At 68.3% G+C, this 18,641-nt stretch carries 20 protein-coding genes; 12 read left to right on the top strand and 8 right to left on the bottom strand.

The window, feature by feature from the left end; all coding sequences use genetic code 11:
- Window positions 1-46: 46 nt before the first annotated feature.
- The 8 genes from ACAM42_RS11465 (at window position 47) to ACAM42_RS11500 (ending at window position 7,627) form a co-directional block, all read left to right on the top strand.
- Window positions 47-1,111, top strand: coding sequence for a ThuA domain-containing protein (locus tag ACAM42_RS11465; RefSeq protein ID WP_369632075.1), 1,065 nt, complete (start codon window positions 47-49; stop codon window positions 1,109-1,111).
- A gap of 91 nt (window positions 1,112-1,202) precedes the next feature.
- Entirely contained in the window at window positions 1,203-3,428 is a 2,226-nt protein-coding gene (locus tag ACAM42_RS11470; RefSeq protein WP_307694324.1) for a PQQ-binding-like beta-propeller repeat protein, read from the top strand.
- A 36-nt stretch (window positions 3,429-3,464) separates the two neighbouring features.
- Window positions 3,465-3,539 (top strand): pyrroloquinoline quinone precursor peptide PqqA, encoded by a 75-nt coding sequence (gene pqqA / locus ACAM42_RS11475; protein WP_013539171.1) that lies wholly within the window; start codon window positions 3,465-3,467, stop codon window positions 3,537-3,539.
- Between the two features lie 58 nt (window positions 3,540-3,597).
- Window positions 3,598-4,518 carry a pyrroloquinoline quinone biosynthesis protein PqqB gene (pqqB, locus tag ACAM42_RS11480; RefSeq protein WP_369632076.1) on the top strand — a complete coding sequence of 307 codons (921 nt, stop codon included), beginning with the start codon at window positions 3,598-3,600 and terminating at the stop codon, window positions 4,516-4,518.
- Between the two features lie 73 nt (window positions 4,519-4,591).
- Window positions 4,592-5,269 carry a pyrroloquinoline-quinone synthase PqqC gene (gene pqqC / locus ACAM42_RS11485; RefSeq protein ID WP_235926691.1) on the top strand — a complete coding sequence of 226 codons (678 nt, stop codon included), beginning with the start codon at window positions 4,592-4,594 and terminating at the stop codon, window positions 5,267-5,269.
- Window positions 5,266-5,535 carry a pyrroloquinoline quinone biosynthesis peptide chaperone PqqD gene (pqqD, locus tag ACAM42_RS11490; RefSeq protein WP_070059765.1) on the top strand — a complete coding sequence of 90 codons (270 nt, stop codon included), beginning with the start codon at window positions 5,266-5,268 and terminating at the stop codon, window positions 5,533-5,535. The genes pqqC and pqqD overlap by 4 nt, the downstream gene beginning before the upstream one ends.
- Window positions 5,513-6,682 carry a pyrroloquinoline quinone biosynthesis protein PqqE gene (gene pqqE / locus ACAM42_RS11495; RefSeq protein ID WP_369632077.1) on the top strand — a complete coding sequence of 390 codons (1,170 nt, stop codon included), beginning with the start codon at window positions 5,513-5,515 and terminating at the stop codon, window positions 6,680-6,682. The genes pqqD and pqqE overlap by 23 nt, the downstream gene beginning before the upstream one ends.
- Before the next feature lie 12 nt (window positions 6,683-6,694).
- Entirely contained in the window at window positions 6,695-7,627 is a 933-nt protein-coding gene (locus ACAM42_RS11500; RefSeq protein WP_369632078.1) for an alpha/beta fold hydrolase, read from the top strand.
- Here the strand turns inward: ACAM42_RS11500 and ACAM42_RS11505 are convergent.
- Genes ACAM42_RS11505 through ACAM42_RS11525 form a run of 5 tightly spaced genes read right to left on the bottom strand, consistent with a single transcriptional unit; the run spans window position 7,608 to window position 12,346 of the window.
- Window positions 7,608-9,014, bottom strand: a complete 1,407-nt coding sequence (locus ACAM42_RS11505) for an ELWxxDGT repeat protein (RefSeq protein ID WP_369632079.1) — start codon at window positions 9,012-9,014, stop codon at window positions 7,608-7,610. The two genes, ACAM42_RS11500 and ACAM42_RS11505, sit on opposite strands and share 20 nt — an antisense overlap.
- A gap of 4 nt (window positions 9,015-9,018) precedes the next feature.
- Window positions 9,019-10,299: a TRAP transporter large permease gene (locus ACAM42_RS11510; protein WP_062476564.1), complete on the bottom strand. Its 1,281-nt coding sequence runs from the start codon at window positions 10,297-10,299 to the stop codon at window positions 9,019-9,021.
- Window positions 10,296-10,862, bottom strand: coding sequence for a TRAP transporter small permease (locus ACAM42_RS11515; protein ID WP_095951047.1), 567 nt, complete (start codon window positions 10,860-10,862; stop codon window positions 10,296-10,298). The genes ACAM42_RS11510 and ACAM42_RS11515 overlap by 4 nt, the downstream gene beginning before the upstream one ends.
- Entirely contained in the window at window positions 10,859-11,326 is a 468-nt protein-coding gene (locus tag ACAM42_RS11520; protein WP_369632080.1) for a type II 3-dehydroquinate dehydratase, read from the bottom strand. The genes ACAM42_RS11515 and ACAM42_RS11520 overlap by 4 nt, the downstream gene beginning before the upstream one ends.
- A 36-nt stretch (window positions 11,327-11,362) precedes the next feature.
- Window positions 11,363-12,346, bottom strand: coding sequence for a TRAP transporter substrate-binding protein (locus ACAM42_RS11525; protein WP_070094999.1), 984 nt, complete (start codon window positions 12,344-12,346; stop codon window positions 11,363-11,365).
- 196 nt (window positions 12,347-12,542) lie between these two features.
- On the opposite strand from ACAM42_RS11525, the gene ACAM42_RS11530 reads away from it, so the two are divergent.
- Together ACAM42_RS11530 and ACAM42_RS11535 are read left to right on the top strand one after the other, a co-directional pair.
- Entirely contained in the window at window positions 12,543-13,325 is a 783-nt protein-coding gene (locus ACAM42_RS11530; protein WP_062476577.1) for an IclR family transcriptional regulator, read from the top strand.
- Between the two features lie 88 nt (window positions 13,326-13,413).
- Window positions 13,414-14,391, top strand: a complete 978-nt coding sequence (locus ACAM42_RS11535; RefSeq protein WP_369632757.1) for a TRAP transporter substrate-binding protein — start codon at window positions 13,414-13,416, stop codon at window positions 14,389-14,391.
- A gap of 56 nt (window positions 14,392-14,447) precedes the next feature.
- On the opposite strand, the gene ACAM42_RS11540 is transcribed toward ACAM42_RS11535, so the two are convergent.
- Entirely contained in the window at window positions 14,448-14,939 is a 492-nt protein-coding gene (locus ACAM42_RS11540) for a hypothetical protein (protein WP_369632081.1), read from the bottom strand.
- A 231-nt stretch (window positions 14,940-15,170) separates the two neighbouring features.
- Here ACAM42_RS11540 and gdhA point away from each other — a divergent pair, with 231 nt between their 5' ends.
- Complete coding sequence (gene gdhA, locus ACAM42_RS11545) at window positions 15,171-16,514, top strand: NADP-specific glutamate dehydrogenase (protein ID WP_070059733.1); 1,344 nt, start codon at window positions 15,171-15,173, stop codon at window positions 16,512-16,514.
- Window positions 16,515-16,540: 26 nt separating this feature from the next.
- On the opposite strand, the gene ACAM42_RS11550 is transcribed toward gdhA, so the two are convergent.
- Together ACAM42_RS11550 and ACAM42_RS11555 are read right to left on the bottom strand one after the other, a co-directional pair.
- Window positions 16,541-16,780, bottom strand: a complete 240-nt coding sequence (locus tag ACAM42_RS11550; RefSeq protein WP_095951069.1) for a hypothetical protein — start codon at window positions 16,778-16,780, stop codon at window positions 16,541-16,543.
- A 55-nt stretch (window positions 16,781-16,835) separates the two neighbouring features.
- On the bottom strand, window positions 16,836-17,330 hold the full coding sequence (locus ACAM42_RS11555) for a MerR family transcriptional regulator (protein ID WP_369632082.1): 495 nt from the start codon (window positions 17,328-17,330) through the stop codon (window positions 16,836-16,838).
- Window positions 17,331-17,399: 69 nt separating this feature from the next.
- Between ACAM42_RS11555 and ACAM42_RS11560 the strand changes: the two genes are divergently transcribed.
- On the top strand, window positions 17,400-18,641 hold the full coding sequence (locus ACAM42_RS11560) for an NADH:flavin oxidoreductase/NADH oxidase family protein (protein ID WP_369632083.1): 1,242 nt from the start codon (window positions 17,400-17,402) through the stop codon (window positions 18,639-18,641).

Raw genomic sequence — 18,641 nt, forward strand, 5'->3', positions numbered from 1 at the left:
CGTGCGCCCGTCCGATTCCGCCATTGACCACCAAGAGGAGACTCCGTTGACACATCCCAGATCCATTCCCTTCGGACTTGCATCGGCCGCCGCGCTCGCGCTGGCATTGACTGCCTGCGGCGGAGGCGACGGCGGAGGTGGCACGGCCTTGCCGTTCCTGCCCGTGGCGCCCGCGCCCGCTGCATCGGCGCCGCCGCCCGCACCGACGGACGAGGTGCCGGCAACGCCCACCGAACCGGTGGCCGAGGTCGACGACAGCTTCGACGAGTACTACAACGTCTGCCGCGGCACCAACCCCAAGTGCTACAACGACTGGGGCGCCTTCGCCACCACGCCCGACCGCGTGCTGATCTATTCGCGCACAGCCGGCCCGCGCCATGCCGTGCTCGGCACGCCGATGGCGGCCGGCCTGAACCCGACGATGAATACCGACAACGTGATGCAGGCAGGCCTCGTGCGCATGTTGTCCGCCGAGGGCATCACGGTCGACTGGACCGAGGACGTGGCCGTGCTGGGTAGCCGCATCAACAACTACAAGGCGATCATCTTCGCGAGCTCGAACCGCGACACCTTGTGGAACGGCGCCGTGAGCACCAGCCAGGACGCCGCGCGCACCGCACTGCGCAACTACATGCGCCGCGGCGGCGGCTTCGTCGGCCTGCACAACGCCTTCGGCGCCGAATACAACTGGCCTTACTACGAAGGCCTGCTGGGCAACGCGAACTTCTACAACCACGGACCGAACCGCGCGGGCGATGTCGAGATCGTCTCGGACGACCCTTCGACGAAGGACGTGCCCAAGCGCTTCTCGTTCCAGGACGAGTGGTACAACCTGATGCCCTTCCCGACGAAGGTGAAGTTCCTGGCCAAGGTCGACACCTCGACGCTGAAGCCGCTCACCTCCGCGCCGCATCCCGGCCACGCCGACTTCCATCCGGTCGCCTGGTGCCAGTACTACGACGGCGGTCGCGCATGGCTCACGACCCTCGGGCACAACGCGCACTCGTTCACCGCCGACCTGTCGGGCGTGGGCGCCATCGAGTTCCAGAAGCTCGTCGTGCAAGGCGTGAAGTCGGCGATGGGCCTGACGCCTTTCTGCACCACTGAATAACCACGACCTCCCGGGGCCGGTGCGGCGCCGTGTGCGCGCCACCGGTCGTTTCGAACACCCCTGTTCCAACGTTCACCGAGTAGAGACATCCATGAAGAAAAAATCATTGGTCACGCTGCTGATCTCGTGCGGCGTGCTTGCATCGCCGTTGCTGATCACCGCCTGCGGCGGCTCCAGCGGCGGTGGCGGCACGCCCGTGCTGCCCGTGGTGCCGGCCCCCGCGCCGCCGCCGTCTGCCGGCACACCGCCGCCCGCATCGCCACCGGCCGCCGCCGCACCCGCGGCCGACCTGTCGGACTGCTGCACCGCCGGCGACAAGGACTTTCCGAAGGTCGGCGGCAACCTGGGCAACCAGAACTATTCGAGCCTGCGCAAGATCAACAAGGGCCTGGTCACGCAACTGGGCGGCGCCTGGGTCAACCAGATCGAAGGCGGCATGACCACCGGCAACAACCAGAGCACCACCGTCGTCGTCGACGGCGTGCTCTACATCGAGTCCGCACTGGGCAACGTGGTCGCGGTGGACGGCAAGACCGGTGTCACGAAGTGGAAGTGGACCACGCCCTACGGCAGCATCACCCGCCGCGGCGTGGCCGTCGCCAAGGACCTGGGCCTGGTGTTCACCGTCGCCACCGGCAACCGCCTCGTGGCGCTGCGCACCGACACCGGCGCCGTCGAGTGGATCAAGCAGTACCCGACCAGCAGCACCGATCCCGACTACAAGGGCGCGCTGCAGAAGGTCGCGCTGGTCTACCACGACAAGCGCCTGTACCTGGGCACCAACGATGGCAACCGCGGCGCCGCGTTCTCGGCCGACGCGCTCACCGGCAAGGTGCTGACCACCTTCTGGGGCGTGCCCCGCGCGGGCGAACTCGGCTACGACACCTGGGGCGGTGCACCCGACACGGCACGCACCGGCGCCACGCCGTGGATCCATCCCGCGGTCGATCCCGAGCTGGGCCTGGTGTACTGGACCTTCGGCAACGTGCGCGGCGGCTCGTCGCAGGACGGTTCCTCGCGCCCGGGCCAGAACCTGTTCGCCAATTCCATCGTCGCGCTCGACCTGAAGAGCGGCGAATACAAGTGGCACTTCCAGTCGGTGCACCACGACATCTGGGACATGGACAACGTGATGTCGCCGGTGCTCGCCGATGTGAAGATCGACGGCAAGGACCGCAAGGTCGTCATCTACGGCAGCAAGACGGGCATGTACTACATCCTCGATCGCAAGGACGGCAGCGCGCCGCTGGGCATCGACGAAGTGCCCGTGAAGCAGGACGCCCGCCAGGCCAGCTGGCCCACGCAGCCCCTGCCGCGCCAGGGCGCCTGGACCGAGACCTGCATCGTCGACCAGCCGCTGGGCACGGCCATTCCGGGCGACCCCAACCGCGCGGTGCCCAACTACACCAAGGGCTGCCTGTACGACGCGCACTGGGACGTGCCGATTCTTTCCATCCCGGGCCACGGCGGCGGTGCCAACTGGAACCACCAGTCCTTCAGCCAGCGCACGGGCCTGGTCTACACGGGCATGGGCTACGTGTCGGCGGCGCACTCGCTCAGCGAGTCGAGCAACGGCCTGCGCCCGCCGGGCACCTACATGACCGGGGCGGTCGTGGCGGTGGACCCGAGCACCAACCTCGTCAAGTGGAAGAAGCCACTGCCGTACTCGGTGGCGCACGGCAACGGCATCCTGAGCACGGCCTCCGACCTGCTGTTCATCGGGCAGCCCGACGGCAACCTGCTGGCGCTCGATGCGCAGGACGGCACCGAGCTGTGGCGCTTCCAGACCGGCGCGGCGATCAGCGCGAGCCCGGTCTCCTACGAGATCGACGGCGAGCAGTACATCGCGGTGTTCTCGGGCGGCACCAGCATTCCGTACGGCGACTCGGCCCCGCGCGGCGACCGGCTGTGGGCATTCAAGGTCGGCGGCGCGGTGACCGCGGCCGCCACGCCGACACCGCCCGTGGTGCGTCGGCCCGTGTCGGGCGCGGCGGTGGAGGGCGCGGCACTGCCGACGCCGAACACCGTGTTCCTGGCGCGCGTGCAAACGGCGGCGAACGAGCCGGGTGCGACCGAATCGACGGCCGTCAACGCCATGACGCCGACCTTCATGCGCGTACCTGTCAACACCGCCGTGACCTTCACCAACCCCGCAGCCAACGCCAACACCCACTGCGCCACGCAGTTCTTCGAAGGGCGGTTCAATTTCAGGCTGAACCCGGGCCAGTCGCAGACCCACACCTTTGACACGCCGGGCGAATACTTTTACAACGACTGCCATAGCCCGCGCCCGACGGGAAAGATCGTCGTCTATTGATATGTCCTCAACCCCAACCACTGAAGGAGCAATGCGATGAAATGGTGCAAGCCTGAGTTCGAAGAAATGCGTTTCGGTTTCGAAATCACGATGTACATCTCCGCTCGCTGAGCGCGCAGACCCACGGCACCGGCCTTGCGCCGGTGCCGTGTTTTTTTGTTGGGCCCCCATGAAGATTCTGGTGCTGGGTTCGGGAGCGGGCGGTGGCTTCCCTCAATGGAATTGCAATTGCCGCCTGTGCGCCGGCCAGCGAAGCGGGCAGGTGCGGGCCACGCCCCGCACGCAGAGTTCGATCGCCGTGTCGGCTGATGGCGAACGCTGGATTCTGCTGAATGCCTCCCCCGACCTCGGCGCGCAACTGCGCGCCTCGCCGGCCCTGTGGCCGCGCCACGGACTGCGCCATTCGCCGATCGAGGCGGTGGTGCTGATGGACTCTCAAATCGACCACGTCGCAGGCCTGCTGAGCCTGCGCGAAGGGCAGCGGCTGCAGCTGTACTGCACGCCCGAGGCCCATGACGACCTCAGCGGCAGCCTGCCGCTGCTGCGCACGCTCGACAGCTACTGCGGCGTGACCTGGCACCCGTTGTCGCTCGAGCCCGGCGGCGGTGCCTGGCACGACATCGCCGGGCTGCGGCTGCAGGCCGTGCCGGTGCCCGGCAAGGCGCCGCCGTATTCGCCGCGCCGCCAGACCGAGGCGCGCAGCGAGAACGCCGCGGTGCTCATCGAAGACCCCGCCACCGGCAAGCGCGTGCTCTACGCGCCGGGCCTGGCGCAGGTCGGCGAGGCCGAGCGCCGCAGCCTCGACGCCTGCGACTGCGTGCTCGTCGACGGCACCTTCTGGACCGAGGACGAGATGGTCGCGGCCGGGCTCGGCAAGAAGCACGCGGCCGACATGGGCCACCTGCCGCAGTGCGACGGGCCGCACGGCCCCGGCATGCTGCAGGCGCTCGACGCCTGCGCGGCGCGGCGCAAGGTGCTCATCCACATCAACAACAGCAACCCCATCCTGGATGAAGACGGGCCACAGCGTGCGCAGCTCGTGCGCCGCGGCATCGAGGTCGCGTTCGACGGCATGGTCCTGGAGATCTGAACACGTGACACAAGAGACACAAGAGACACAAGGCCCATGGTCCCCGCAGGAGTTCGAAGCGAGGTTGCGCGCCATGGAGTCGCGCTACCACAGCCACCACCCGTTCAATCGCCGGCTCAACGCGGGCGAGCTGCAGCCCTTCCAGGTGCGCGGCTGGGTGGCGAACCGCTTCTACTACCAGTGCCGCATCCCAGTGAAGGACGCCGCCGTTCTGTCCAACTGCGACGACCGCGCCACGCGCCGGCGCTGGGTGGTGCGCATGCTCGACCACGACGGGCATGGCGACCATGAAGGCGCCAACGCGGGCGGCATCGAGATCTGGACCCGGCTGGGCATCGCCACCGGCCTGGCGCGCGAGGTGCTCGAGTCGCACGCGCTCGTCGTGCCCGGCGTGCGCTTCGCGGTCGATGCCTACGTCAACTTCGCGCGCACGGCGCCGTGGCAGGAGGCGGTGATTTCGTCGCTCACCGAGATGTTCGCGCCGCGCATCCACAAGGACCGGCTCGCGGGATGGCCCACGCACTACCCGTGGATCGACACCTCGGGCCTGGACTACTTTCGCAGCCGCATTCCGCTGGCCGACCGCGACGTCGAGCACGGCCTCGAAGTGGCGATGCAGTGGTGCACCACGCGCGAGCGGCAGCAGCGCGCGCTGCACATCCTGGGCTTCAAGCTCGACATCCTCTGGGCCATGCTCGACGCGATCGAGAAGGCTTATCCCGACGACCTTCCGAAAGACCAGCAACCATGACCGCGTGGACCGACGATGCCCAGCCGGCGCTCACCTCGATCTACCGCATGCAGTGGGAAGAGGCGCAGCAGTGCCACGTGCTGCTGTTCCCCGAGGGCATGATCAAGCTGAACGGGCCGGCGGCCGAAATCCTCCAGCGCTGCGACGGCAAGACCTCGGTGGCCGCGCTTGTGGCCGACCTGGAGCGCACCTTCGGCGAGAGCGACCTGCATGCCGACGTGCTCGAATTCCTGGAGCAGGCCCATGGACGCCACTGGATCCGCTGAGCTGCAACCCCGCGCGGTGGCCAAGCCGCCGCTGTGGCTGCTGGCCGAGCTGACCTACCGCTGCCCGCTGCACTGCGCCTTCTGCTCCAACCCGGTCGACTACACGCGCTACCGCGAGGAGCTGGACACGGCCGAATGGATTCGCGTGTTCCGCGAGGCACGCGCGATGGGGGCGGTGCAGCTGGGCTTCTCGGGCGGCGAGCCGCTGCTGCGCGACGACCTGCCCGAGCTGGTCGCGGCGGCGCACGAGCTCGGCTTCTATACCAACCTGATCACCTCGGGCGTGGGCCTCACGCCGCAGCGCGCCGAGACGCTGAAGCGCGCGGGGCTGGACCACATCCAGCTGTCGTTCCAGGACTCGAGCCGCGAGCTCAACGACTTCCTCAGCTCCACGAAGACCTTCGACCTCAAGCAGCGCGTGGCCCGCACCATCAAGGAGCTCGGCTACCCGATGGTGCTGAACTGCGTGATGCACCGCTACAACCTGCCGCACGTGGGTCGCATCATCGAGATGGCCGAGGCGATGGAGGCCGACTTTCTCGAACTCGCCAACGTGCAGTACTACGGCTGGGCCTGGCGCAACCGCGAGATGCTGATGCCCTCGCGCGACATGCTGGCCACGGCCGAGGCGGTGGTGCAAACCCATCGCCCGCGGCTGGACGGCCGCATGAAGATCCTCTGGGTGGTGCCCGACTACGCCGAGGGCAAGCCCAAGCCCTGCATGGCGGGGTGGGGCAGCGTGTTCCTCGTGGTCGCGCCCGACGGCGTGGCGCTGCCATGCCACAGCGCGCGCATGCTGCCCGGGCTCGACTTTCCCAATGTGCGCGAGCACAGCATCCGCAGCATCTGGCAGGAGAGCCCGGCCTTCGGCGCGTACCGTGGCACGGGCTGGATGAGCAGCACCTGCCAGAGCTGCGACGAGAAAGAGAAGGACCACGGCGGCTGTCGCTGCCAGGCCTTCCTGCTGACCGGCGACGCGGCGGCCACGGACCCGGTGTGCCCGAAGAGCCCGCGGCATGAGGAGGTGGAGGCGATGGTCAAGGCGGCGGGTGATCCGCGCGACGTCGGCACGCCGATCCGCTTCGTGCCGGGCGCGCGGCGTGCGGGCGAACTCGTCTTTCGCACCGACGCGAATGCGCTGAGCTGAGAGCACGCGCCAATGACGATCACCCATCGCCTGCCGCTGGACGGCGGGCATGTGATGCACGTCGAGGAGCACGGCAATCCGGCGGGCCTGCCCGTGGTGGTGTTGCACGGCGGGCCAGGCTCGGGCAGCTCGCCGCTGTTGCGCCGGGACTTTGATCCGGCGCACTACCGCATCGTCTGCCCCGACCAGCGCGGCTCGGGCCTGAGCACACCCACCGGATCGATCACGCACAACACGCTCGCTGATCTGGTGGCCGACTTGCGCTGCCTGCGCGCGCACCTGCACATCGATCGATGGCTGGTGGTGGGCGGCTCGTGGGGCGCTACGCTGGCGCTGATGCATGCGCTCGATGCGCCCGAGGCCGTCGCGGGCCTGCTGTTGCGCAACGTGTTCCTCGCGCGCCAAAGCGATATCGACGCGCTCTTCGCCGGAGCCCTGCGGCACGACAGTCCCGCATGGCAAGAACTGTGGGACGAGGCCAGTCGCCGGCAATGCCCGGTGACGGTGCCGATCGCCGAAGTCTTCGCGCACGGCACCTGGGCGCGGCAGTGCGAGCTGACGCGCCACTGGTTCGACTGGGAACAGCGCCTCGCCACCGGCGGCGCCGCGTCGCCGATCGACGAAGCGATGCTGCCGCGGCTCGTGGCGCGCTACCGCGTGCAGAGCCACTACCTGCGGCACGGCTGCTGGCTCGATGCGCCCTCGTTGTTGCAGCGCTGCGCCGCATTGCCTGCTGTGCCCACACTGATCGTGCATGGCACGCAGGACGCGCTGTGTCCGCCCGAGGGCGCTCAGGCACTGGCGCAGGTGTTGGGTGCGCCGCTGCAGTGGGCGCAGGGCGCAGGCCACGACCCGACGCACCCCGCCATTGCCGCGGCCATGCAGCAGGCCTTGCGCGACTACGCGGCCACGCAGGCCTTCGGTGTCAGCGCCGCCGCTCCTTGAGCGGGTCGCCGATCAATGTCACCTTGCCGTCCTTGCGATAGGACCACAGGCGGTCGTTGCCATGGCCGTCGTCGGCCACGAAGAGCACGGCGTCGCCGAGCGCACGAAAGCCCAACGGCATCGCGTGGCGTTCGCCCGCGGCCAGGTCGGCCACCGCGCGCGTGCCGGCGGGCGTGCCGTCGCTGATCCACGGCTCGACGCCCCGGCCACCGCCGCCGTTCGCCGCGAACCACAGGCGCGCCCCGATGACGGCGAAGCGCGCGGGTGAGCCGTTCTCCGCGCCCGGTGCGATGTCCTTCACGCGCACCGTGCCCGCCGCCGTGCCGTCGCTGCGCCACAGCTCCGCGCCCGACACGCCGTCGGTCGCGGCGAAGTAGAGCTTGCCGCCCATCACGGCGATCGCGCTCGACATGGAGCCGCCCGGGCCGGGGCGGATGTCCTTCACCAGCGCCGTGCCCTTCGCGGTGCCGTCGGTCTTCCACAGCTCGATGCCGTGCACGCCGTCGTCGGCCGAGAAGTACAGCGTGCGGCCCAGCACCGCCAGGTGCGTCGGCCGCGAGGGTGCGGCGCCCGGGCGCAGGTCCTTCACCAGCTGCGTGCCGTGTGCGGTGCCGTCGCTCTTCCACAGCTCGGTGCCGTGCTCGCCGTCGTGCGCGGTGAAGTAGAGGTCGTTGCCCACGGCCGTGAGGTTCTGAATGCCCGCGTCCTCGAGGCCCGGGCGGATGTCCTTCACGAGGCGCGTGTGCTCGGGCGTGCCGTCGGTCACCCAGAGCTCGTGGCCGTGCGTGCGCGTGGTCGCGGTGAAGAACAGGCGCGGACCGGCCACGGTGAGCTGGCGGGTGAGGGCGCGCGGCCCGGCGTCGATGGCGGACACGCGCGTGGTGCTCTTCGCGTCGCCCGTGGTCTTCCACACCTGGAAGCCGGTCTGGCCGTCGTCGGCCACGAAGTAGAGCGCGTCGCGGAACACGGTCAGCTCATTGGGCATCGCGCCTTCCTCGCCCGGGCGCAGGTCGATCACCTGCGTCGTGCCGGCGGCGGTGCCGTCGGTGCGCCAGAGCTCGAGCCCGCTCGCGCCGTCGGTGGCCGTGGTGTAGACGTGGCCCTTGAATGCGACCTGCCCGGCGGGGAATGAGCCCCGGAAGCCCGGCCGGATGTCCTTCAGCAAGGAGGTGCCGGCATTGCTGCCGTCGGTGACCCACAGCTCCTGGCCCGTCGTGACATGGAAGGCGCTGAAGACCATCTTGCCGCTGCCCAGCGGCGCGAGGCCGGAGGGCGCGATGAAGGCCAGCCGCTGGCGCTGCTCGGGCAGCACCTCGCGCTCGGGGTCTTGTGCGGCCGAGGGCAAAGCCGCGAGCAGGGCGAATGCGGTGAGGCAAATGGCGCGCATCGGCTCAGCCCCCAAACCATCGCGCCGGCACGATCACCAGCTGCGGAAACGCCACCATCACGAACAGGATCGCGAACTCGGCCAGCATGAACGGCACCACGCCGCGCGTGACGTCGTCCATCGAGATCTTGCCGACGCCGGCCACCACGTTGAGCACCGTGCCCACTGGCGGCGTGACGAGGCCGATCGAGTTGTTGATGATGAACAGCACGCCGAAGTACACGGGGTCGATGCCGGCCGCCTTCACCACGGGCATGAGCACCGGCGTGAGGATGAGGATGGTCGGCGTCATGTCCATCGCCGTGCCCACCACCATCACGAGCACCATGATCGCGATCATGAGCAGCATCTGGTTGCCCATGAACGGCTGCAGCATGCCCACGATCTTCGAGGGCAGGTCGGCCACCGTGATGAGCCAGGCGCTCACCATCGCCGCGGCGATCAGGAACATCACGATGGCGCTGGTCTTGGCTGCACTCACGAAGATGGCGTACAGGTCCTTCCAGGTGATCTCGCGGTACACCACCGTCGACACGAACAGCGCGTACACGGCGGCCACCACCGCGGCCTCGGTGGGCGTGAACACGCCCATGCGCAGGCCCACGAGGATGATCACCGGCAGCATCAGCGCCCACAGCGCGTTGCGGAAGGCGGCGGCAATCTCGGCCGACGACTTTCGCGGCGGCGGCACGATCTTTTCGCGCCGCACCAGCCAGGCCCAGGTGATCCACAGCGCGCCGCCGATCAGCAGCCCCGGCACGATGGCCGCGAGAAACAGCTTGGAGATCGACACGTTGGCCGCCACGCCGAAGATCACCAGGCCGATGCTCGGCGGGATCACGGGGCCGATCACGCCGGTGGCCGCAATGAGGCCGGCCGCGCGCGGCTTGTCGTGGCCCGCGCGCACCATCATCGGCAGCAGCAGTGCGGTGAGCGCGGCGGCGTCGGCCACGGCCGAGCCCGAGAGCGCCGACAGCAGGCAGCCGGCCATGATGGTCACGTAGCCCAGGCCGCCCTTCACATGGCCGACCAGCGCGAGCGCGAAGTCGACGATGCGCTTGGACAGCCCGCCCACGTTCATGATCTCGCCCGCGAGCATGAAGAAGGGCACGGCCAGCAGCGGAAAGCTGTCGGCGCCGCCGATCACGTTCTGCGTGAGGATCTGCGCGTCGAACAGGTCGAGGTGCCACATCAGCGCCACGCCGCTGGCCAGCAGCGAGAAGGCGATGGGAATGCCCATCGCCATGGCGAGCAACAGCGAGCCGACGAAAACAGCGATGGTCATGGCCGTGCCCCCGGTTCCTTGGCGTCTTGCGAACCCAGGATCTGCTGCAGCTGCACCGCTTCTTCCGACTCCTGCACCATCACCAACTCATGGTCGGCGATGCGGCCCGTGAGCAGGCGCAGCAGGTCGAGCGCCAGGATGAGCCCGGCCAGCACCGAGAACACGATGCCCGCGGCGTAGACGATGGCCATCGACGCGCCGGTGACGGGCGCCGTCACGTCCCAGTTGATGCGCGCCTGCGCGATGCTGCCTTGCAGCAGCAGCCAGACGATGTAGAGCATGACCACATGGCCGACGGCCAGGCAGATCTTCTTGCCGATGGGGGGCAGCTTCTGCACCACCATGTCCACACCCAGGTGCCCGTGCTCCTTCAGCGCCACCACGGCGCCCAGGAAGGTCATCCAGATGAAGAGCCAGCGCGAGATTTCCTCGGACACCGTGATGCCCGAGTTGAAGCCGTAGCGCAGCACCACGTTGCCGAACACGAGCACGACCATGACCGCGAGCGCGGCCGCGATCAGCGCCTCGATGCCGGTGCAGCACCGGTCGAGCCAGCGGGTCATGCGGCGGCCTGCGCCTGCACTTGAGCCTGGGCCTGGCGCTGCATGTCGACCAGCGCGCGCAACGCGGCCAGGTACGACAGCGGGCCCAGGCCCTGGACCGTGCCCTTCACCGCCGGCGAGATGATCGAATGCGCGCGCCATGCTTCGCGCGCGGCGATGTTGGACATGTGGACCTCGATGGTCGGGAACGGCATGGCCTTGATCGCGTCGTGCAGCGGCACGCCGTGCTGCGTGAGGCCGGCGGGGTTCACCAGCGCGCCCTGCGCATCGTCGATGTGGGTGTGCAGGAAGTCGATCAGGTCGCCTTCGTGGTTCGACTGGATGGTGTCCAGCGTCACGCCGAGTTCGACGGCGAGCGCCTGCAGCTGCGCGTTGATTTCGGCGAGCGTGGTCTTGCCGTAGATGTGCGGTTCGCGGCGACCGAACAGGTTGAGGTTGGGGCCGTGGAGAACGAGGATCTTCATGGGGAGCTTCGGTGAGGGACGGGCTGGCTTGCTGACTTACTTGCGGATGCGTGCGAGCTCGTCGTTGTAGAGCTTGACGATGGCGGGGTCGTACTGGGCGGCGAACTTGTCGACGACGGGTTTGGCGATGTCGCGCATGCGCTTTTGCTCGGCGGCGCCGAGTTCGTTGAACTGCGCGCCCTTGGCCTGCAGGTCGCCCACGGCCTTCTGCGCGGCGGCGCGACTCACTTGCCGCTGATAGCCGCGCGCCTCGTTGGCCGCGTCGTTCATCATCTTCTGCTCGGCGGGCGTGAGCGAGTCCCAGAACTTCTTGCTCACCAACACGATGTTGGCCGCGTACACGTGGTTGGTGGCGCTCACGAACTTCTGCACTTCGTAGAACTTGTTCGAGAGGATCACCGCATACGGGTTCTCCTGGCCGTCGACCGCCTTGGCTTCCAGCGCACCGTACAGCTCGGCGAAGGGCATCGGCACCGGGTTGGCCTTGAAGGCCTTGAAGGTCTCGAGGAACACGGGGTTGGGGATCACGCGGATCTTCAGACCTTCGAGGTCTTCAGGCTTGGCGATGGGGCGCTTGCTGTTCGTGACGTTGCGAAAGCCCAGGTCCCAGTAGCCCAGGGCGACGAGGCCCTTCTCGGGGAGCTTGGCGATGAGGGCCTGACCCAACGGGCCGTCGAGCAGTGCATCGGCCTGTGCGAAGTTGTTCACCGAGAAGGGGAAGTCGACGAGGCCGAACTCCTTGACGATGCCTGCGAGGGACGTGGTGGCCGGTGCCGACATCTGCTGCACGCCGCCCTGCAAGGCCGACTGCTGCTGCATCTCGTTGCCCAACTGGGAGGCGGGGAACTCCTGGACCTTCATCTTGCCGCCGCTCTTGGCCGACAGGAGTTCGGCAAAGCGCTTGACGCCGAAGCTCACGGGGTGGTCGGCGTTGTTCAGGTGGCCGAAGCGGATCACGCGCTCCTGCTGCGCCCACGACGGGGCGGTGAGGCCGGCGCACAGGCCGGCCACGGCAAGCATACGAAGAAGTTTCACGAAGGGTCCTCGGGCGGGAAGGAAGAAAGGGGGAAGGAAAAAATGCCGGACGGAGGCGATCGTATTTTTGTTGGAAAGAATTTCCATAATGGAAATCCCTTCCCCGAGTTCTGCTACGCTGGCGGACCCTGAGTGGCGGGCCGCATCGCCCGCGTTGACGAGACGACATCTGGAGGACGAAATGAGCGGAATACTGGAACGCAGCTTCAAGGTGCTGGAACATCTGGCGGAGCATCCCGAGGGGTGCGCGCTGTCGGCGTTGGCCAGCGAATTGCAGATTCCACTGAGTGCATCGCACCGATTGCTCGCGGAGCTCATCCGCTGCGGCTACGTGCGGCAGGAGGCGCGCGACGGCCACTACGTGCTGACCATCAAGCTGGTCTCGATCAGCCTGTCGTTCCTCAGCCGCTCGGGCATCGTCGACATCGCGCAGCCGCTGCTCGACCAGCTGGCCTCGACCTCGGGCGAGCTCGTGCGCCTGGCGGTGGTCGATGGCGAAGACCTGACCTTTGTCGCGAAGGCCCAAGGCGCCACGCATGGCCTGCGCTACGACCCCGACATGGGGCTGTCGGTGGCGCTCTCGTGCAGCGCCGCCGGGCACGCGTGGCTGTCCACCATGGGCGAAGACGACGCGATGGCGCTCGTCGCCAAGAAGGGGCTGGGCAAGCCCGAGGACTACGGCCCCAAGGCCCCCACGTCGCTCAAGGCCGTGATGGCTTTCGTGAAGGCGGCGCGCCAGCGCGGCTTCAGCATGATCAACGAGGTGTTCGCCCCCGCGATGACCGCCATGGCCGCGCCCGTGTTCGGCGCCGACGGCACGGCGATCGGGGTCGTCACCATCGCGGGCCCGTCGGTGCGGCTCACGCCGCAGCGGATGGAGGCGCTGGGACCTGCGCTGTGCCAGGCCGCCGAGGAGGTGGCGCGCGCCAGCGGAGCCTCGGCGTTGTTCAAGAAGAGGGCGTAGGCCCAGCCGTTTGCACCATCCCCAACAAAGAGAAGGAGACATCACCATGAAGACGAAGCATTCGAAGCGCACCGTGCTGCTGGCCGCCATGGCGGCGACCCTCGCGTTCGCGGCCCCTGGTGCGTTCGCGCAGCTCAAGGAGCGCACCATCAAGTTCGCGTTCCAGAACCAGGCCGGTCATCCGCAGGCGCAGGGCGCGCAGAAGTTCGCCGACCTCGTGGCCGCGAAGTCGGGCGGCAAGATCACCGTGAAGCTGTTCCCGGGCGGCACGCTGGGCGGCGACCTGCAGACCGTGTCGGCGCTGCAGGGCGGCACCGTGGAGATGACCGTGCTCAACGCCGGCATCCTGTCGGCGCAGGTGAAGGAGTTCGCGGCCTACGACTTCCCGTTCCTCTTCAACAGCGGCAAGGAAGCCGACGTCATCACCGACGGCCCCTTCGGCCAGAAGCTGATGGCCAAGCTGGAGGACAAGGCGCTGCACGGCCTGGGCTACTGGGACCTGGGCTTTCGCAACCTGACGAACAGCAAGCGTCCGATCGTCAAGGCTGACGACATCGCGGGGTTGAAGATCCGCGTGATCCAGTCGCCGATCTACATCGACATGTTCAGCGCGCTGGGCGCCAATGCCACGCCGTTGCCGTTCCCCGAGCTGTACCCCGCGCTCGACCAGAAGGCGGTCGACGGCCAGGAGAACCCGAACACGACCATCCTGTCGTCCAAGTTCGCGGAAGTGCAGAAGTACATCACCCAGACCCGCCACATCTACAACCCGCAGGCGCTGCTGATCAGCCGCAAGACCTGGGATGGCATGAGTGCCGACGAAAAGAAGATCGTCAACGAGGCCGCCGCGGAGGCGACCACGTTCCAGCGCCAGGCCTCGCGCGGCGCCGCCGACAGCGCGCTCGACGCGCTCAAGAAGGCCGGCATGACGGTTTCGGAGCTGCCGCCCGAAGAGATGGCGAAGCTGCGCGCCAAGGTGAAGCCGGTGATCGACAAGTACACGGCCTCGGTCGGCGAGGCCACCGTCAAGGAACTGATGGCGGAGATCGAGAAGGCGCGCAAGTAGCAGGCGGGCGCGCCCTGGATCCGGGGCGCCTTGCCTTCATCGTCCCCGGTTCCCGGTCAGAGCTCGCGATAGTCCCGGATGCGCGCGCGTGCCAGCTGCTGCGCCGCTGCAATGGCCGCCGGATCGGCCGCGGCCGCATCGGGCAGCCAGTGGAAGGCGTCCGGGCCGTGGCACAGCAGCAGGCCGTCCTTGAAGCGGCGGGCCTTGGTGTAGGCCTCCCAGCCGTGGCGCACCTCGCTGTGGCGGCCCCGTGCGTGGGAGCCGCTTTCCGACAGCGCGAAGTCGATCTCGTCGTTGTAGAAGGGGCTCTGCCTGAAGCGATGGAGGGCCAGCCGGGCGATGGCCGGCGCGCTCAGCAGCAGCGCGATGCCGACCGCGAAAACGACCGCCAGGACGGGAAACCCTTCGTGGACGCACACGGCCAGGGCCAGGGCGAACAGCAGCGCCAACGGCCACTTGAACCGGACCCACCAGACCTGCTGCAGGTTGCGCAGGAAGCCGGTGAGCACATGCGCCTGCGAGAACTGGAAGCGGTAGCTGATCTGCATCTTTGAATTCCGAGACGGGCCGTGCGGGAGGGCGCGCGGGGCGGGATTCTGACCGCTTTTGCGGCCGCCTGTGCGCCCCGGCGATGTTCCAAGTTGGGGCCTCGTCACGCCACGGGCCCCAAACAACGCACCTTGTTAGGGCTTTGCGCCTCAATCTGGTTCTCCTATCCGGCAAAATGCAGGATCCGCATAAGGTTATGCACCGTTTTGGAAAACAGAGGATTGATTGGAATGAAGCACGCATCCGTCGGGGGGTTCCTCGCACACGTCGCACAACGCAACCCCGGACAGCCCGAGTACCTGCAGGCCGTGACCGAAGTGATGGAGAGCCTGTGGCCCTACATCGAGAAGCACCCCAAGTACACGAGCCACAGCCTGCTGGAGCGGCTGGTGGAGCCCGAGCGCGTGATCATGTTCCGCGTGTCCTGGGTGGACGACCACGGCGAGGTGCAGGTCAACCGCGGTTTCCGCATCCAGCACAGCCTGGCCATCGGCCCCTACAAGGGCGGCATGCGCTTCCACCCCTCGGTGAACCTGTCGATCCTCAAGTTCCTGGCCTTCGAGCAGACCTTCAAGAACGCGCTGACCACGCTGCCCATGGGCGGCGGCAAGGGCGGTGCCGACTTCGATCCCAAGGGCAAGAGCCAGGGCGAGGTGATGCGCTTCTGCCAGGCCCTGGTGACCGAGCTGTTCCGCCACGTGGGCTCCGACACCGACGTACCGGCCGGCGACGTGGGCGTGGGCGGGCGCGAGGTCGGCTTCATGGCCGGCATGGTCAAGAAGCTCACCAACCGCGCCGACTGCGTGTTCACCGGCAAGGGCCTGAGCTTCGGCGGTTCGCTGATCCGCCCCGAGGCCACGGGCTACGGCAACGTCTACTTCGCGCAGGAAATGCTCAAGCGCAAGGGCCGCAGCTTCGACGGCCTGCGCGTGAGCGTCTCGGGCGCGGGCAACGTGGCGCAGTACACCATCGAGAAGGCCATGGCGCTGGGCGCGAAGGTGGTCACCGTGTCCGATTCGAGCGGCACCGTGGTCGACGAGGAAGGCTTCACGCCCGAGAAGCTGGCCGTGCTGATGGACGTGAAGAACCACCTCTACGGCCGCGTGAGCGACTACGCCGAGCGCACCGGCACCCGCTTCGTGGCCGGCGCCACGCCGTGGCACGTGCCAGTCGACGTGGCGCTGCCCAGCGCCACGCAGAACGAGCTCAATGAGGAAGACGCGCGCACGCTGGTGAAGAACGGCGTGGTGTGCGTGGCCGAAGGCGCCAACATGCCCTCGACCATCGAGGCCGTGAAGGTGCTCGAAGGCCACGGCGTGCTGTACGCGCCGGGCAAGGCCAGCAACGCGGGCGGCGTGGCCACGTCGGGCCTGGAGATGAGCCAGAACGCGGCCCGGCTGTCATGGACGCGCGACGAGGTCGATGCGCGCCTGCTGCAGATCATGCAGGGCATCCACGAGTCGTGCCTGCACTACGGTTCGCGCGCCGACGGCAGCGTGAGCTACGTGGATGGCGCGAACATCGCCGGCTTCGTGCGCGTGGCCGATGCGATGCTGGCGCAGGGCGTGGTCTGAGCGTTGCCTGAGCGTGCGGGCGCACCTCAGAGTTCGATGAACGAAGAGGTCGCCTTGTTCAGGGCCAGGCGGCCCTTCGCGGTGATCGATTCCACCTGGGCCAGCTGATGGATCGCGCGCTCGTCGGGCGCGTGCTCGGACGGCGGAATGAAGGCAGTCACGAGGTCAGCGGCACGCAGCACGCGCAGCCTGTCGATGTCTGCGGGCGTGTGGAGGACGTATGGCAATTTCTGCTCGGCGAGGGTCCGAAGAAATTCCATGGACATGGGGCGTCTCCTTGTGTTGAGGGGAGGGCGGTTCGGGCATTGTGCGCACAAACAATTAGCGCTGTCTAAACCCTGCGCCGCGCATGCCTTTCGAGGCGTGTACCGAAGTTTCCAGTTCTTTCTGCGGGCGCGAGGGACGTGCCACTTTGTTTCTGGTCGTAGCCATGCTTTCGGCCAGCGTGGCGGGGTCCATGCATTCGCCGGCGGCCCAGGTCTGGCGCAAGGTGGTGCGCAGGTCGGTCAGGTCGCGCCGCTGCGCGCGCAGGCTGGCCATGAGCTGGTCGATTTCGCGCACGCGGCCGTCGAGCCGTTCGAGCAGGTCGTCCCCCGAGAAGACCTCGCAGCCTGCGAAGGCGCTGCGCAGGCTGTCCAGCGAGAAGCCGAGGTTCTGCGCGATCTGGATCAGCTGCAGCCGCTTGAGCGCGGCCTCGGTGTAGACGCGGTACCCATTGGCGCCGCGCTCGGGCGCGGGCAGCAGGCCGCTTTGTTCGTAGAAGCGGATGGCCGAGGGCGCCATGCCGGTCTTGTCTGCCAGTTCACCGATCTTCATATCGCTTGACCTTCAAGTTGGCTTGAATCTTAGCATCGGGTTTTTCCACTCCACCACCCGGTCCTCATCGTGAACTCCTCGCCGCTTTTCCTGCCGCTGACCCTGCCCAACGGGAGCGTCCTGCCCAACCGCCTGGCCAAGGCCGCCATGGAGGAAAACATGGCCGACGCCGGGCAACTGCCGGGCGCGGCGCTGCACGACCTCTACCGCGTCTGGGCGCAGGGCGGGGCGGGCCTGATCCTCACGGGCAACGTGATGATCGACGGCCGCGCGCTCACCGGCCCGGGCGGCGTCGTGCTCGAAGCCGGCACGTCGCTCGAGCGCTTCAGCGAATGGGCCGCGGCCGCGCGCAGCGGCGGCGCGCAGGTGTGGATGCAGATCAACCATCCGGGCCGGCAGGTGCAGATCAACATGGGCGGCACGGCCTGGGCGCCGTCGTCGGTGGCGCTCGATCTGGGCAAGCACAGCAAGCTTTTCGTGCAGCCCAAGGCCATGAGCGAAGCGGAGATCGCCGAGACCGTCGACCGCTTCGCCGCCACGGCGCAGGCGGCCGAGCGCGCGGGCTTCACCGGCGTGCAGGTGCATGCGGCGCACGGCTACCTGCTCTCGCAGTTTCTGTCGCCGCTGACCAACCAGCGCACCGACGCCTGGGGCGGCAGCCTGGAGAACCGCGCGCGCTTCCTGCTCGACGTGGTGCGCGCCGTGCGGGCCCGCGTGGCGCCTGGCTTCGCCGTGGCCGTCAAGCTCAACTCCGCCGACTTCCAGCGCGGCGGCTTCTCGGAGAACGATGCGAAGCAGGTCATCCGCTGGCTCAACGACGAGGCCGTGGACCTGGTCGAGCTGTCGGGCGGCAGCTACGAGAGCCCGGCGATGCAGGGACGCACCGCCGACGGCCGCACGCTGGCGCGCGAGGCCTACTTCCTGGAGTTCGCCCGGGAGCTGGCCGCCGAGGCGCGCATGCCGGTCATGACCACGGGCGGCATCGTGCGCCGCGCCGTTGCCGAACGGGTGCTGGGAGAAGGCGTCGCCGTGGTGGGCATGGCCACCGCGCTGGCCGTGGCGCCCGACCTGCCGGCACGCTGGCGCGCGGGCGAAGACGCGGCGGCGCAGAGCCCGCAGGTCGACTGGAAGGACCAGGTCATGGCCGCGCTGGCGCGCATGGCGCTGGTGAAGCGCCGGCTGCGCACGCTGCGCCCGGGCCGCGACAGCGCGCCCGCGCATTCGCCGTTCCTGACCCTGGTGCTCGACCAGCTGCGCACGAAGCGGCTGACGAAGCGCTACCGGCGTTGGTTGGGGGCGCGCGCGGCGTGA

Origin of the sequence: Variovorax sp. V35, assembly GCF_041154465.1 — a bacterium.
In the GTDB taxonomy this organism is placed as follows: Bacteria; Pseudomonadota; Gammaproteobacteria; order Burkholderiales; family Burkholderiaceae_C; genus Variovorax; species Variovorax boronicumulans.